Source organism: Flavobacteriaceae bacterium HL-DH10, assembly GCA_031826515.1.
GTDB classification, from domain to species: domain Bacteria; phylum Bacteroidota; class Bacteroidia; order Flavobacteriales; family Flavobacteriaceae; genus Thalassobellus; species Thalassobellus suaedae.
The window spans coordinates 1,469,624-1,484,844 of the sequence record CP134536.1; the positions used below are offsets into that span (position 1 = coordinate 1,469,624).

A 15,221-nucleotide genomic window follows, 5' to 3' on the forward strand; every position below is an offset into this window, starting at 1 on the left:
TTAACAATAATTAAATTGTAAAAACCTTAATACTTAGTATCAATGATACTATAAAAGAATAATAAAATGAGTAATTAACTTACCTGCAAACCATTACCAACATTAGCATCGTCTGGATTTACGAACACCAATTTACCATCGGGTGTTTCAGTCATTAAAATCATACCTTCACTTTCAACACCACGTAAGGCCCTTGGTGCTAAGTTTACCAAAACAGTTACACGTTTGCCTACTACTTCTTCGGCTGTAAAACTTTCGGCAATACCAGAAACAATAGTACGAACATCAATACCTGTGTCTACTTTTAAAACCAGTAGTTTTTTAGCTTTCGGCATTTTTTCGGCCTCCAGAATAGTTCCTACACGAATGTCTAACTTTGTAAAATCGTCAAAAGTAATCGTCTCTTTTTGAGGTTCTACAACAGCATTGGCAATTTCATTTGCTTTTTTACTAGCTTCTAGTTTATCCAACTGAAATTGAATGGTTTCATCCTCTATTTTAGAAAATAGCAATTCTGCTTTTCCTATTTGGTGTCCTGCAGGAAGTAACACTTGTTTTGTACTAACTTCATTCCATGACGTTTCGACTGCGCTCAACGTGACATTTAAGATCTTTTTAAGTTTTGTAGAAGTAAATGGTAAAAACGGCTCGCTCAATGTTGCTAAGGCAGACGCTATTTGAAGCGCCACATACATAATGGTTTTGGTACGTGCTTCATCAACTTTAACCACTTTCCAAGGTTCAGCATCAGCTAAATATTTATTTCCTAAACGGGCTAAATTCATAAGTTCCTGCCCCGCTTCTCTAAAACGGTACCGCTCAATAGAACTAGAAATAACATCTGGATATGCTTTTACAGCTGCCAAAGTTTCTTCATCTACTTGAAGTAATTCACTTGGTGTTGGCACAATGCCTTCATAGTATTTATTTGTTAATACCACAACACGGTTAATAAAGTTTCCGAAAATAGCAACCAACTCGTTATTGTTTCTTGCTTGAAAATCTTTCCATGTAAAATCGTTATCCTTAGTTTCAGGTGCATTTGCTGTTAACACATAACGCAATACATCTTGCTGACCAGGAAAATCTTTTAAATATTCTGGCAACCAGACTGCCCAATTTTTTGATGTTGAAAGTTTGTTACCTTCTAAATTTAAAAACTCATTTGCAGGCACGTTATCGGGTAAAATATAACTACCTTCTGCTTTTAACATCGCAGGGAAAATGATACAGTGAAATACAATATTGTCTTTCCCTATAAAGTGTACTAATTTAGTGTCTTTATCTTTCCAATACGGTTCCCAATCTTTTCCTTCGCGTGCTGCCCATTCTTTAGTTGATGATATATAGCCAATAGGTGCATCAAACCAAACATACAATACTTTGCCTTCGCCACCTTCTGCTGGCACAGGAATACCCCAATCTAAATCTCTAGTTACTGCTCTAGGACGTAAACCATCATCAATCCACGACTTTACTTGTCCGTAAACATTGGGTTTCCAATCTTTTTTATGACCTTTTAAAATCCATTCCTTTAAAAATTCTTCGTGTTTATCTAAAGGTAAAAACCAATGTTTTGTTTCTTTTAAAGTCGGTACATTTCCTGTTAAAGCAGATTTTGGATTAATTAAATCTGTAGCATTTAAACTGGTTCCGCACTTTTCACATTGGTCGCCATAAGCTTCTTCATTTGCACATTTTGGACACGTACCTGTTACAAATCGATCGGCTAAAAACTGATTCGCTTCTTCATCATAAAGTTGCTCGGTGGTTTCTTCTATAAATTCACCTTTATTATTTAACGTTGTAAAAAACTCGGAAGCTGTTTCATGATGAATTTTAGCACTTGTACGTGAATAATTATCATAAGTAATACCAAAATCTTCAAACGATTTTTTGATAATAGCATGATATTTATCTACAATATCTTGGGGTGAAACTCCTTCATTTTTCGCTTTTATAGTAATTGGAACACCATGCTCATCACTACCACCAATAAGTATCACATCGTTTCCTGTTAATCGTAAATAACGTGCGTAAATATCGGCAGGCACATACACTCCAGCTAAATGCCCAATATGAATGGGACCGTTTGTATAAGGAAGCGCAGTAGTAATGGTATATCGTTTTGGTGTATTCATCAATCTAAAAATTATTTTATATCATCATTATGGAGGAAATACGACTGCAGCAATCTTTTAAATTAAATTTTAATTCAACAGATTCCCAGATTTCGCTCGAAATGACAGTTCATTTTCAAGCCGTAAAAGTACGCATTTTGAGTACGATTTAGAAAATAAAAAGTATTAAACAAAAGATCCCGCAGAAAAAAGCGGGATTAGTTCAATCAACTATTTTGAATTCGTCTTTCAAACTTTTCAAAATAGAATTTCACTAAAAAAATGTACATTTACATTATGTCAAAAATCTCATTAACCTATATATTGTTTTTAGCTATTTTTTTGTTAGGAATAGCAGACCTTTCAGCTCAAAACATATCATTAAATAAAACTAGTACATTGATACAACCTCCTTACTTAAAAGTTGGCGATACTGTTGCCATTGTTGCGCCTTCGGGGATTTTAAAAAATAGAAATCCGGAAATTGAAAAAGCAAAATCACTCTTAAAAAGCTGGGGATTACTTGCGGTTGTTGGCAAACATGTTTTTAATCAAGCAAATCATTTTGCCGGTACCGATGATGAACGTTGTGAAGATTTACAAAACGCTTTAGACGACCCAAAAATTAGTGCCATTTGGTGTGCTCGTGGTGGTTACGGTGCGGTTAGAATTTTAGATAAATTAGATTATACTAAATTTAAAATGAATCCGAAATGGGTTATAGGCTATTCGGATATTACAGCGCTACACAGTCAAATTCACAATGAAGGTTTTGAGAGTTTGCATGCTATGATGTGTACCAGCTTACAAGATGATGCCGAAACCATAAAAGAGACCATTTCAACTTTTAAAAAAGCGCTTTTTGGTACACCGCTATCTTATACCTTAAAAGGCTCTAGTTATAACAAAACAGGAACAACTACTGGTGAATTAATAGGAGGAAATCTATCAATCTTACAAACCATGTTAGGATCTAAAACCATTATGAATACTTCGGGAAAAATACTTTTTATTGAAGAAATAGGCGAATATAAATATCATATTGACCGACTACTACAAAGTTTAAAACGTGCAGGGTATTTTGATAATTGTAAAGGTGTTATTATTGGCGATATGACCAAAATTAAAAAAAACACAACACCTTGGGGAACATCTATTGAACAACTTATTTTAGATGTTTTATCAGATTATGACTTTCCAGTGGCTTTTAATATGCATGCAGGACACGCCAAAGATAATCGTGCTTTAATTTTGGGCAGAACGGTTGATTTAACGGTGAATACTGGTCAATCAACCATTATTTTTAATAATTAATAGAATATGTTATAATCTTAGGACTGTATTAACCCCTTAACATAAATTCTATGAAACAAAAATTACAATTATTAGCAGTGATTATGACGCTTTTATTTTCATTTAATGCTAAAGCAGATACTATTAAAAATTCTAACTTAAACTTGAACAATTCAGATGTACGCAAATGCTTATTAGAAGCATCTGAAAATGATGGTTGGAAATTAGCATCGGTTTATTTAGATTCTGAAAATAAAATAGTAATGATTTTTGATAAAGCAAACGATACGAAAGTATATACTAGTAAAGAAACACTAGAGCTTTAGAAAATTTTTCACAAATTAAAAATTCTAAAACCCAACTAAGCTATATTGTTTAGTTGGGTTTTTTATAATTACACCCCAAACTGACTTAAATGGTGATCTAAGTGTTTATAGAACAAATTATTCCATTCACTAGCTGTTAATTTTCCAAAAAAATATGATGGTTTATTATCAAAATAAGCCAGACCTAAACTTTGGGTTTTCTTAATATATTCTATTAACCTTTCTTTTTCTAAATCGAACTCTTTGGCATCTGAAATAATAAATTCTGGTGCGGTTCTACTGTTTTTCTTGTATGGCTTTTCTCCAACAACATAAGGTTTTATAATAGCTTTAAGCATCCATATTTTAAACCTGTTGGGTTTTGGGTGGATATTATCATAAATCATTTCGTAAGTCACATTGCAATGTGCCAACATTTGGTCAACACTCATCTTTCCCCATTGCGGTTTTGCATAGGCATCTAACTTATTAATTCTATCAATAATTATATTGGTTTCTTTTAAATCGAAGATGTTTTTCATTACTTTTTATAATTAATCTGTTAAAGTCTTCTAAATTAATAAAAAAGGAATATAAATTCAGATTTAAAAGATTAGAACAGGTAAATTAAAACAATTTATTTAACGCTTTTAATTTATTTTTAAGTTCTTGAATAGTAACTTCTTTAAAGTTAAATTCTAAATTAGGGTTCTCTTGGGTTTTAGTTTCAAGAAAATCTAAATAAAGCTTTCCTTTATTTTTTTTAATAGCAACAAGAATAACGTCTTCATCATTTGGCACCTCTTTAAAATCATATACTTCTCCATACTTACTGCTAGGTAAAACAGAATTAATTTCTTTAAAAACCATATTAATAATGGCGCCTTCCGAGTTTTTAATTTTGAATTTATATTTAATTCTGCTTCTATTACTTCTAAATCTATCACAGTTTATCCATCCCAAAAAAGAACTTCTTAAAATATAATTATTAACGTCTGAAACACTAAAATCTTTACTTGCAATTTTTGTTTCTAATTTTTTAGTAATTATTGAATCTGTTAATATATTTGAGAGTCTTGCATTTACACGGGGAATATTATTATTTGTAGTATTCTCATCAACTTGAAAAATAATAGGTAATGAATAAGGTACTGAAACCGCTTCCCCTCTTTGTTTACCAGGTTGCATTTTTGGTAATAATGAAATAACTCTTTGAGCTTCTTCAACTAGATCTGGATGATTAGCTCTGACTCGGATATTCGCTACATCTCCATTTTTATCAATTTTAAAAATAACATTAATTCTTTGTCTTCCTGTTAAGCCAATTATAGAGGCTATGTCAGTATTAAACTTTCTTTGTACAAATTTACTAATGGCATCACTAGTACAATTTTTTCTAAGAGATGCTTTATCGAGATTCTCACAACCTGGATATATTGGAGGCACTTGAACAACAGCAAAAGGGACATCAATATCTTCTTCAAATTCTTTAAATTCAACACTTTCTGTTATTGCATTATCTTCAAGATTCCAGTTAATTAAGCCATTTTTCCATTCGCCAGAAAACAATTGCATATCTTTTTTCTTGTTTTTTGTTGGAAATAAAATTTCAATACTTGTATTTTCTTTTAACTTTAAATCTACTTCACCTTTTTTAGCTTCAATAAAAAGCATACCTCCTGTTTCTAATTGTTTTCCGTTTGATATTGTACTTAAATTAGCTAAAAGCATATCAGATAACTTGTAATATTCTGTAACATTCAAATTAATGTTTCCATTTATAATATCGCCTTTAGCATCAACAAATGAGTTTGCTTTTATAATTAGTTTAGTACCTTCCTTACAAACTAAAACAGTATCTTTTTGTGTGTTTATTTTTAGTTTTTGAGGTGTTTTTTTAAATGAAGTCTCAACGTTGTTAATTGGTTTTAATGCTACAACTTTTACAACTTCTTTTTTAGGAGAAACAGAATCTTTTAAAATTATTGGTTCATTTATTTTAATTGAAGTTTCAATAGCTTTTTTAATTGGAATAGTATCAACTACGATACTATTATCATTAAGGTTTTTACTTTGAATTGGTTCTTCTGGTTTATTTGAAATTATAGCATAAAAAACTACAGCAATAGCTAAAACAGAAATTAAAATTCCTAAAGCCTTAAACCATTTATTTCTAACATAAATCTGTTTCGCTTTCACAATGTCTGTTTTTAATTTCTGACGTTTTAAACCTTCTAAAAACAAAGTATGCTCATCAAAAAGAGAGTTAAAATCTGAATCGGTTTTTAAACGGTTTTCAAAAATTAGAATCTCACTTTCAGAAAGTGCTTTGTTTAAATAACTATTAATTAACTCTATATTTTCTATATAATTTTCCATGATTTCTCGAATTAAGATTGAACCGTTTTACTAGTTTGATAGATGTTCTTTGCTTTTGTTAAGCACTTATACTTCTGGTTTTTTGCAATTTTTTCAGATTTAAATTGCATCACTTTCGCTATCTCTTTAAAAGACATGGCTTTGTTGTAAAACAGTTGTAAAAGTTGCTGACATCGTTCTCCTAATTCGAGAAATGCATGCTCTGCGAGTTGGTATTTTTTTTCTTCTAAAACACTGTTGAAGTATTCAACTTCTGTATCGTTTAAATTATGAAGTTCTTCTTTTGAAAATTTCTTTTGAGCATCTTTCCAAATAAATCGAGATACCGAATATAAATAAGTGTAAAAAGATGAAGTAAGTTTGAAATCTGACTTTTCTAGATTTCTATTTAAAATTATTAATGCTTCTTGAAATACATCTAAAGCATCTTGTTTTTGTCCGCCTTTAGATAAAACTAAGGCTTCAATTTTAGGGTATAGGCTATATAGTTTACTAAAAGCATTTTCCCGCTGACCATCTTTAAAGAGTTCTAAGATTTTTTTATCGTTCATAAAACTGGTTTATTACTTAATGGTCATTATGCTAAAAGGTCACCTAAAATATTTTAAAAAAATTAAACATTTAGTTTAACTGAATAAGATTCCTGCTTTCTCAGGAATTTAAAACCTACGTTCTTTCTGTATCTGTTCGTAAGCAGCTTGTACCTGTCTAAACTTTTCTTCGGCGCCTTTTTGGTGTTCTTTGCCTAAATGAATCACTTTATCTGGATGGTATTTTTTAGCCATTTTTCGGTAGGCTTTTTTAATGTCATCTACCGTAGCACTTTTAGTTATTTCTAAAACTTTATAAGCATTATCGCTGCTGTTATAAAACATGGCTTTTATACTCTCGTAATCTCGCGAGCTAATTCCTAAATAACCAGCCATGGTATAAATTTGTTTTACCTCATCTTCGGTAACCGTCCCATCGGCTTTCGCAATACCAAACAAAAAATGCATCAATTGTAAACGAGACGGATGATCCATCATTTGTTTAATTTGAAAACACACTTGCCTTGTAGATATATTTTTCTGTCTGCTTATATTTTTAAACAATTTAAAAGCATGATTGGCACGTTCCTTTCCATACATATTTACAAATTGCTGACGCACAAAATCTAACTCACGTTGGTCTTGAACCCCATCAGCTTTTATAACAATAGATGCTAAAACAAGCAAGCTTACTTCAAAATCGCCCGATTGTGTTTGTGGTCTGCCTTGTGGTTGTGTACGATAAGTTGTTCTTCTTCGTCCTTGTAATTGCGGTTGCTCTTTTCCATCTGCTAATGCATCAACCACACTACCTAATGCTAAACCAATAATAGCCCCAATTGGACCTCCAAACGACCAGCCTAAAGAAGCGCCTATCCATTTTGAAAAACTCATGTAAGTATCTATTTTATTTATCGTCAAACCTACATATAAAATCATTCTCTTAAAAGAATAAAGTATATTAAGTCGGTTCACGCTCACCTATTTAATAAAATAAAAAAACGAGCGGAAATATAATATTAGTTAGTTGATTATTATACCTTATTGTTACACAATTGGTATCTTTGCAATCTAAAAAATTGTTAATTATTTAAATTTAAAAAATATGTATCCAGCAGAATTAGTAAAACCAATGCGCGAAGATTTAACAAATGTTGGTTTTGAAGAATTACATACTGCCGAAGCGGTTGATGCGGCTATAGCAAAAGAAGGTACTACTCTTGTAGTTGTAAATTCAGTTTGTGGTTGTGCAGCAGCTAACGCACGTCCAGGTGCTAGAATGAGTTTAGCTAACAATAAAAAACCAGATCATATTGTAACTGTTTTTGCAGGTGTTGACAAAGAAGCTGTTGATGCTGCTCGTGGTTATATGGTTCCGTTTCCTCCTAGCTCACCAAGTATGGCATTATTTAAAGACGGCCAATTGGTACACATGTTAGAACGCCACCATATTGAAGGACGTCCTGCAGAATTAATTGCAGAAAACCTTGTTGATGCTTATAACGAGCATTGCTAGAATAGCATTAAACAATTATATAGCAAAAAAACCCACGATAATCGTGGGTTTTTTATTTAATCACGCAACCCTTTTTATAAATTGGCATCTTAATAATAAACTGCATTTTTATGAAAAAAATAATAGTTCCTTTATTTTCAGTCTGTTTATTATTTATGGCTTTTCAATGTGAAGACAACAACACTATCACTATGGAAGAGGAAAAAGAATCATTAAATGTTTCTAAAAAAATTATTGAAGATTTAGCCAATACCTCTATTTGCAATGAAACTACCACATGCAAATTTATAGCTTTTGGCAGCAAACCATGTGGAGGTCCTTGGAGCTATTTAACATATTCTACTTCAATTGATACGGATAGATTAGAAGGTTTAGTTAATGAATTCAATGAAAAACAAGCCGATTTTAATCAAAAATGGAACATTGCATCTGATTGTTCCTTTGTAACACCTCCATTAAGTATCGAATGCAAAAACAACACCTGTATTCCCGTATATTAATCCAATAATTTATTATAAGACTGGAATTAAAAAATTAAAACCATAATTTTATTGTGGTTTTTTTATTTTTGCGACATGCAAAAACTATTGTCTTACCCTTTAACCATAATTTATTACCTGTTTTTTTTTAACACTTATAGTCTTTCATCCTATCCAGTGGTTTTGTTTTAATGTTTTTGGCTATCAAGCACATAAAAAAAGTGTTGATGGATTACAATTTACATTAATGCGTTGCGCAAATATTTTAGGCACACGTTTTACGTTTAACAATCCACACCAAATAGACATTAATCAACCCCTTATAATAGTAGCTAACCATCAAAGTTTACACGATATCTATCCTATTACTTGGTACATGCGTAAATATCATCCTAAATTTATTAGCAAAATAGAATTAGGAAAAGGCATTCCAAGTGTATCTTACAATTTACGCCATGGAGGCGCGGCTTTAATCGATAGAAAGAACCCACGCCAATCAGTCCCTGCTCTTATAAAGTTTGGTGAGTATATTGAAACAAATAAGCGAACTGCTGTTATTTTTCCTGAAGGCACACGAAGTAAAAATGGCGAACCAAAACCATTTCAAACAAAAGGTTTGGAAATTTTAATTAAAAAAATTCCATCCGCTTTAATTGTCCCTATTACTATAAACAACTCTTGGAAAATGTTCCGTTATGGTAAATTTCCAATGGGTTTAGGCACTCATATCACTTTTACTGTGCATAAGCCTTTAAAAGTTGCTACCTTTGTAGATAAACAAGAACTTATTAATAGTATTGAAACAACTATTAAACAACATATAATACCTTAAATATATAAATTATGTCTTTAAAAAATAAGAGATTTGAAGTGATGCAGTTTTTAGAAAAAGACATTGATGCATTAGTAGAAAAATATTTGATCCCAATTGAAAGTATCTGGCAACCAACAGATTTTTTGCCAAATTCTGAAACAAATGATAACGCTTTTTTTGAAGAAGTTAAAGAGATTAGAGAATTAGCAAAAGAATTGCCTTATGATTTCTGGGTGGTTTTAGTAGGTGATATGATTACCGAAGAAGCATTACCAACCTACGAATCGTGGCTTATGGATGTTGAAGGTGTCGACCAAGTTAACGGACAAACTGGATGGTCTAAATGGGTGCGCCAATGGACTGCAGAAGAAAACAGACACGGCGATGTGCTTAATAAGTACCTATATCTTTCTGGTCGTGTAAATATGAGAGAAATAGAAATTACGACGCAACATCTTATTGCCGATGGTTTTGATATTGGTACCGATAGAGATCCTTATAAAAACTTTGTTTATACCAGTTTTCAAGAATTAGCAACGTATGTGTCGCATAATCGTGTAGCTAAATTAGCTAAAGATAAAGGCAACAAGCGTTTATCTAAAATGTGTAAAATTATTTCTGGAGACGAAATGAGACACCACCATGCTTATTCGGAATTTGTGGAGCGCATTTTTGAAGTAGACCCAAGTCAAATGATGATGGCTTTTCATTACATGATGAAACAAAAAATAACGATGCCAGCTCACTTTTTAAGAGAAACTGGTGGCAAAATAGGATCGGCATTTGAAGAATTTTCAAACACAGCACAACGCATAGGTGTTTATACTTCAATGGATTATATTGACATTTTAGAAAAACTCATTAAACGTTGGGAAATAGATAAAATTTCAAACCTTAATGATGAAGCCGAAAAAGCAAGAGATTACTTAATGAAACTACCTTCTAGAATGTTTCGTGTTGCAGAGCGCATGAAAGTTCCAGAAAACTCTTTTCAATTTAGATGGGTAGAACCAGCAATAATAAAATAATTATAACACATTATATCTTTAAAAAAATTCCTTTCCCAACCGAAAGGAATTTTTATTTTTACACCAGTTATTAATTGAATTTAGTGGAAAATAAAAATAAAGCATAGCATTACTTACGGTTTCTTTTTATTTTGAATAGAAAGAAAAAAAAAGGCGTTTTATTACGATAAATTTAACTGATAAATGGTATTAAACAATGACAAACTCAGAAGACATTATTAATAAAACAAAAACGTTTGTAAAAGAAACGCTAGCCCATGCAGAAGGCGGGCACGATTGGTTTCATACCCTAAGAGTTTATAATAATTCATTACTCATCTCTAAAAATGAATCTGTAGATAACTTTGTAGTTTCTCTAGGTGCTTTATTACACGATATTGCCGACAGTAAATTTCATGATGGCGATGAAACCCTTGGACCTAAACTAGCACGCGAATTTTTATTTAAACTAAATGTAGACTCTTTAGTTATTGAACATGTTATAAATATTATTGAAAATATTTCTTTTAAAATGAGTCTTTCAACAAACAAAACAGAACGATTCACATCTGCAGAATTAAATGTTATACAAGATGCCGATAGATTAGATGCCATTGGCGCTATTGGTATAGCAAGATGCTTTAATTATGGTGGTTTTAAAAATAGAGCACTTTACAATCCAGATATAAAGCCAAATCTTAATATGAGTAAATCGGAGTATAAAAACTCAACAGCTCCAACAATCAATCATTTTTATGAAAAACTATTGTTGTTAAAAGATAAAATGAATACTAAAACAGGAAAAAAGATAGCCAATGAACGCCACGATTACATGTTAAGTTTTTTAGATCAATTTTATAAAGAATGGCACGGTACTAACCTATAATCATCTTTATTTCCTTTCTATAACTTGATGCGCTTTTACCTGTTATCTCATTAAACTGCTTATTAAAATGCGAGAAATTATTAAATCCGCATTCAAAACAAACATCGGCAATACTCATTTGGCTTTCGTTAAGTAACTTTGTAGCATGTACTACTCTATATTCATTAACTAATTGTGTGAATGTTTTCCCAGTTGCTTTCTTAAAATAACGACAAAATGCTGGTACAGTCATACTTACCTCATTTGCTATTTCATCTAAAGTAATATGTTTTTGAAAATTTTTATTAACATATTTAAAAATAACATCTACTTTAGAACTATCCTGTGCTTCAGTTTCAAAAGCAAAACCATCAGCATTCAACAAATTATAATCATCTGTTTTTGCTAAATAATTCAATATATCTAAAAATTTCAAGACACGCTTAAGACCATCATATTCTGAAAGTTTTTCAATTTTAGATCCTATCTTCTTTTTGGTACCTACTTTAAATCGGATTCCTTTTTTTGCTCTTTCAAATAAAGATACTATAGGAGCTATTTCTGGAACATTAAGAAAGTCATCTCCTAAAAAATTAGACCTAAACTGTATAGTCGTTTCTGTACCGTTTGCAGTTAATCTATCTGTAAACCCATTATGAGGTAAATTAGATCCTATTAATATAAGTTGACTATTATTAAAATAAGATAAATGGTTACCAATATGTGTTTTTCCTTGCCCTTTGTTAATATAAATAAGCTCCAATTCTGGATGAAAATGCCAATATGCACCATTCTTATCTACAGTATCTACATGTTGCTTAACTAATATAGAACTTCCGAAACTAGGGGTGAGCTTCCTAAAAGTTGGTTTTTTATTAATCATAACAAATCTATTATATTACAAAATTACAATATATAACTCTGGAAACGTATCATTTATTACCGAAATTGTGTGTTATTTTATCATCACACTCATTTAACATTTAGTTAACAGATAATTTAGCATATAAATAGGTCAAATTTGATGTTTTTTTTACTTCACTTCTGCAGTAATTTTGTCTTGCAGATTATTAGTAATATATGCTATCGTAAAACATTTAGTAATGTATTTATTAAAGTTACACGATAATTAAAACTTAAAAGATTTAAAAAACATATAATAGCTCTGATAATAAAGAGTTTACAATATTCATTAATAATTAGTTTAATGTCTTATTTAGTTTAGTTGGTAAAGTGAGCTGTGGTGGCTCACTTTTTTTTGATTTAATTTTAAATTGTAAACTACATAAACTTAAGGTCTACATTCGGATCAAGTCAAAAAGTTGCTCTACTAATAATTAGTAATGTTTAATGGTAATTGTTTGCATGATAAATATCATATCATTTCTAGGAATAAATAATTAAATTAAAACATTGAAAATATTTTGTGTGCAATTTAATACTTCCGTTTTTTATTTCAACTAATTACCATACGCAAGATATTTCTCAATAGAATTCATTCACTTTAATTACTATTATTATGAAATTTCTGTATCTAATAATTTTAGTTTGTTCTTTTCATATTTCAGAAGCTCAAGCAATTGACAGCACAATAACAAAAACACCTCAAGAACTATATGACTTCCACACTTTAAAACAAAAAAGGAATAAAACTGCAGCATGGATTCTAGTTGGTAGTGGACTAATAATGACCATGTCTGGGTTAGTTATTAATAGTACAGATGAAGCTGCAGAAGCTCTTACTCTAGGTTTAGTGGATATAGAAGAGGTGCATAAAGGAGATTGGTTAATTTATACTGGTGGAGCAACATCGCTTGCGAGTATTCCATTCTTTATATCAGGGAGTAAACACAAAAGAAAAGCAACCCTTTCATTAAAAGGAGAACAAAATTTAGTCGGAAATATAACTTTTCGCAAATTCAATAATTTGTCAGTTGAATTAAAAATAGATTTTTAATGATTCAATAAAGATTAAAATGAATAGGCTACTCATCAATTTAGTTTTATTTTTTTTTACTTCATGTATGCCTTTAAGAATTGCTCCTTTTATTAAAGATTATAAAATTATGCTTGTGTTTTTTGAGGGTTCAAAGGAAGTATAGGCTTCTCCTTTTTAGAACTCCTTAAATAGATCATGTCCAAAAGTTGTATTTAAGCAAAAATTCCAGTTAATCTAAAGCCGAAATTTCACTTTACAAGTAGCAGCAAACCCAATTATTAGTATTTCTATTAAAAATTGCCTTAATTATATGCTAAATTACCTTAACATATACTTAACATTTATTTAACTGATAATTTAGCATATAAATTAGCCAAAATGAATGTTTTCTAAACACTCCTTCCCATATACCTTTGCAGTGTTGAACGTTAAAAAATTCAAATCATGAAAAATGTAATTAAAAAAAGCATTCTATTAGTAACAGTGTTTACTACAATGCTAAGTATCGCAAATGAAATTCCTAACAACATTAAAAAAACGTATAAGGAAACAGCATTAACAATTAATAATGTAAGCCAAGGAGATTTATTAACTATTAAAGATTACAATGGTATTGTTCTTTATAAGGAATTAATAAAATCTAATGGGACTTATAAAAAAGGATTCGATTTAACTGCGCTTCCAAGTGGAGATTATTTTTTCGAAGTTGATAAAGACATGGAAATTAAAACAATTCCATTTACCGTTAATTATCAAAGTGTGGTATTTAATAAGGAAAAAGAAACTTCAATCTACAAACCTTATTTAAGACAAAAAGGAGATTTAATACTTATTTCAAAACTAGCTCCGAATTTAGAACCTTTGAAAGTTAGCATCTATTCTGAATTAGAAAGTGGTTCTGAATTATTATACACTCAAAATATTGAAGGCCTACAATCTATTGATATAGCATATAGATTAAAAAAAGGAAGCTTTAAAATAGTATTCAACTCTAATGGTAAAGAGTTTACAAAATTCATTAATAATTAGTTTAATGTCTTATTTAGTTTAGTTGGTAAAGTGGGCTGTGGTGGCCCACTTTTTTTTTGCATCATTTTCTCTTCCAGTACTTTTTATAAAATATAAATCTGCTGTGTTAATTGCTTTTATTTAGAGATTAACACTTTTCTTGATATTAATACAAAACCAATCTACTTTGTAATAATATGCTCTATTAACAAATAAATATGCCTTTTTAATTAACATAAAGTTAATGTAAAAATAACAGATAAAATACCATATAAATACATCAAAATCAATGTTTTACAAACTTAAAATCTGTCCTATATTTGTAGTGTTGAACGTTATAAAACTCCAAATTATGAAAAACGTAATTAAAAACACAAAAAAAGGAATCTTAATGGTAACTATGTTTGTTACCTTGTTAAGCTTCGCAAACGAGAGATCATTTACAATTAAAAATGATGCTAACAGAACCTCACTGACTTTTTACAATGTAAAAGAAGGGAACCTATTATCTATTAAAGATGATAACGGAATCATATTATACAAAGAGCTCATTCAGGAACAAGGAACTTACTCAAAAGGATTTGATTTAACTTCACTACCAGATGACAACTATATTTTTGAACTAGAAAAGGATATGGAAATTGAAACTATTCCTTTCACTGTAAAATCTAGTGTAGTTGAATTTGACAAAGAAGAGGGAAAAATAATTTTCAAACCCTTTACAAGAGTCGTTGGTAATTTAGTTTATCTTACACAACTTGCACTAAATGATGAATCTTTTAAAGTAAACATCTACTATTCAAACTCTAATTTTACTTCAGATTCAGAACTCGTATATTCTGAAAAAATTGAAAACACAAAAGACATTAAAAGAGTTTACAAATTAGTTGGTTTATACAAAGGTAATTACAAAATTGTTTGTAATCTAGACGATAGAATATTTACAAAATTCATTAACTAAACAGT

Annotated in this window: 15 protein-coding genes and 1 pseudogene; 10 read left to right on the forward strand and 6 right to left on the reverse strand. The window is 30.4% G+C overall.

From position 1 onward, the window contains the following. Positions 1 to 74: 74 nt before the first annotated feature. On the reverse strand, positions 75 to 2,141 hold the full coding sequence (gene metG, locus RHP49_06415) for a methionine--tRNA ligase (GenBank protein WNH13885.1): 2,067 nt from the start codon (positions 2,139 to 2,141) through the stop codon (positions 75 to 77). A gap of 276 nt (positions 2,142 to 2,417) precedes the next feature. Here metG and RHP49_06420 point away from each other — a divergent pair, with 276 nt between their 5' ends. Beyond that, positions 2,418 to 3,434 (forward strand): LD-carboxypeptidase, encoded by a 1,017-nt coding sequence (locus RHP49_06420; protein WNH13886.1) that lies wholly within the window; start codon positions 2,418 to 2,420, stop codon positions 3,432 to 3,434. A gap of 50 nt (positions 3,435 to 3,484) precedes the next feature. Continuing rightward, a complete protein-coding gene (locus tag RHP49_06425) occupies positions 3,485 to 3,739 on the forward strand; it encodes a hypothetical protein (GenBank protein ID WNH13887.1) in 255 nt (84 codons plus the stop codon). Between the two features lie 68 nt (positions 3,740 to 3,807). Here the strand turns inward: RHP49_06425 and RHP49_06430 are convergent, their stop codons facing one another. The 4 genes from RHP49_06430 to RHP49_06445 all read right to left on the reverse strand — a co-directional run bounded on the left by RHP49_06430 (position 3,808) and on the right by RHP49_06445 (position 7,521). Next, on the reverse strand, positions 3,808 to 4,260 hold the full coding sequence (locus tag RHP49_06430; protein ID WNH13888.1) for a DUF1569 domain-containing protein: 453 nt from the start codon (positions 4,258 to 4,260) through the stop codon (positions 3,808 to 3,810). An 85-nt stretch (positions 4,261 to 4,345) separates the two neighbouring features. Further along, positions 4,346 to 6,097 (reverse strand): energy transducer TonB, encoded by a 1,752-nt coding sequence (locus tag RHP49_06435; protein WNH13889.1) that lies wholly within the window; start codon positions 6,095 to 6,097, stop codon positions 4,346 to 4,348. Positions 6,098 to 6,108: 11 nt separating this feature from the next. Next, positions 6,109 to 6,648, reverse strand: a complete 540-nt coding sequence (locus tag RHP49_06440; protein ID WNH13890.1) for a sigma-70 family RNA polymerase sigma factor — start codon at positions 6,646 to 6,648, stop codon at positions 6,109 to 6,111. 108 nt (positions 6,649 to 6,756) lie between these two features. Then, entirely contained in the window at positions 6,757 to 7,521 is a 765-nt protein-coding gene (locus RHP49_06445) for a DnaJ domain-containing protein (GenBank protein ID WNH13891.1), read from the reverse strand. Positions 7,522 to 7,732: 211 nt separating this feature from the next. Here RHP49_06445 and RHP49_06450 point away from each other — a divergent pair, with 211 nt between their 5' ends. From RHP49_06450 to RHP49_06470, 5 genes and pseudogenes are all read left to right on the forward strand, one after another. Beyond that, positions 7,733 to 8,143 carry a BrxA/BrxB family bacilliredoxin gene (locus RHP49_06450; protein WNH13892.1) on the forward strand — a complete coding sequence of 137 codons (411 nt, stop codon included), beginning with the start codon at positions 7,733 to 7,735 and terminating at the stop codon, positions 8,141 to 8,143. Between the two features lie 110 nt (positions 8,144 to 8,253). Further along, positions 8,254 to 8,643, forward strand: coding sequence for a hypothetical protein (locus RHP49_06455; GenBank protein ID WNH13893.1), 390 nt, complete (start codon positions 8,254 to 8,256; stop codon positions 8,641 to 8,643). Positions 8,644 to 8,718: 75 nt separating this feature from the next. Continuing rightward, positions 8,719 to 9,454 (forward strand): annotated as a pseudogene (locus RHP49_06460) (lysophospholipid acyltransferase family protein). A gap of 11 nt (positions 9,455 to 9,465) precedes the next feature. After that, a complete protein-coding gene (locus tag RHP49_06465) occupies positions 9,466 to 10,464 on the forward strand; it encodes an acyl-ACP desaturase (GenBank protein ID WNH13894.1) in 999 nt (332 codons plus the stop codon). 196 nt (positions 10,465 to 10,660) lie between these two features. Beyond that, on the forward strand, positions 10,661 to 11,329 hold the full coding sequence (locus RHP49_06470) for an HD domain-containing protein (GenBank protein WNH13895.1): 669 nt from the start codon (positions 10,661 to 10,663) through the stop codon (positions 11,327 to 11,329). Here the strand turns inward: RHP49_06470 and RHP49_06475 are convergent. Continuing rightward, the gene (locus tag RHP49_06475) at positions 11,319 to 12,191 is read right to left on the reverse strand and encodes an AraC family transcriptional regulator (protein ID WNH13896.1); all 873 of its coding nucleotides are present in this window, start codon (positions 12,189 to 12,191) and stop codon (positions 11,319 to 11,321) included. The genes RHP49_06470 and RHP49_06475 overlap by 11 nt on opposite strands. Positions 12,192 to 12,827: 636 nt before the next feature. Between RHP49_06475 and RHP49_06480 the strand changes: the two genes are divergently transcribed. The 3 genes from RHP49_06480 to RHP49_06490 all read left to right on the forward strand — a co-directional run bounded on the left by RHP49_06480 (position 12,828) and on the right by RHP49_06490 (position 15,216). Further along, positions 12,828 to 13,265, forward strand: coding sequence for a hypothetical protein (locus tag RHP49_06480; protein ID WNH13897.1), 438 nt, complete (start codon positions 12,828 to 12,830; stop codon positions 13,263 to 13,265). Between the two features lie 426 nt (positions 13,266 to 13,691). Further along, complete coding sequence (locus RHP49_06485; protein WNH13898.1) at positions 13,692 to 14,276, forward strand: hypothetical protein; 585 nt, start codon at positions 13,692 to 13,694, stop codon at positions 14,274 to 14,276. Positions 14,277 to 14,607: 331 nt separating this feature from the next. Continuing rightward, the gene (locus tag RHP49_06490) at positions 14,608 to 15,216 is read left to right on the forward strand and encodes a hypothetical protein (protein WNH13899.1); all 609 of its coding nucleotides are present in this window, start codon (positions 14,608 to 14,610) and stop codon (positions 15,214 to 15,216) included. Positions 15,217 to 15,221 lie beyond the last annotated feature (5 nt).

Bases quoted from the DNA above. Each gene is read 5' to 3' on its own strand.
- metG (WNH13885.1), bottom strand. From the start codon at position 2,141: ATGAATACACCAAAACGATATACCATTACTACTGCGCTTCCTTATACA.
- RHP49_06420 (WNH13886.1), top strand. From the start codon at position 2,418: ATGTCAAAAATCTCATTAACCTATATATTGTTTTTAGCTATTTTTTTG.
- RHP49_06425 (WNH13887.1), top strand. From the start codon at position 3,485: ATGAAACAAAAATTACAATTATTAGCAGTGATTATGACGCTTTTATTT.
- RHP49_06430 (WNH13888.1), bottom strand. From the start codon at position 4,260: ATGAAAAACATCTTCGATTTAAAAGAAACCAATATAATTATTGATAGA.
- RHP49_06435 (WNH13889.1), bottom strand. From the start codon at position 6,097: ATGGAAAATTATATAGAAAATATAGAGTTAATTAATAGTTATTTAAAC.
- RHP49_06440 (WNH13890.1), bottom strand. From the start codon at position 6,648: ATGAACGATAAAAAAATCTTAGAACTCTTTAAAGATGGTCAGCGGGAA.
- RHP49_06445 (WNH13891.1), bottom strand. From the start codon at position 7,521: ATGAGTTTTTCAAAATGGATAGGCGCTTCTTTAGGCTGGTCGTTTGGA.
- RHP49_06450 (WNH13892.1), top strand. From the start codon at position 7,733: ATGTATCCAGCAGAATTAGTAAAACCAATGCGCGAAGATTTAACAAAT.
- RHP49_06455 (WNH13893.1), top strand. From the start codon at position 8,254: ATGAAAAAAATAATAGTTCCTTTATTTTCAGTCTGTTTATTATTTATG.
- RHP49_06465 (WNH13894.1), top strand. From the start codon at position 9,466: ATGTCTTTAAAAAATAAGAGATTTGAAGTGATGCAGTTTTTAGAAAAA.
- RHP49_06470 (WNH13895.1), top strand. From the start codon at position 10,661: ATGACAAACTCAGAAGACATTATTAATAAAACAAAAACGTTTGTAAAA.
- RHP49_06475 (WNH13896.1), bottom strand. From the start codon at position 12,191: ATGATTAATAAAAAACCAACTTTTAGGAAGCTCACCCCTAGTTTCGGA.
- RHP49_06480 (WNH13897.1), top strand. From the start codon at position 12,828: ATGAAATTTCTGTATCTAATAATTTTAGTTTGTTCTTTTCATATTTCA.
- RHP49_06485 (WNH13898.1), top strand. From the start codon at position 13,692: ATGAAAAATGTAATTAAAAAAAGCATTCTATTAGTAACAGTGTTTACT.
- RHP49_06490 (WNH13899.1), top strand. From the start codon at position 14,608: ATGAAAAACGTAATTAAAAACACAAAAAAAGGAATCTTAATGGTAACT.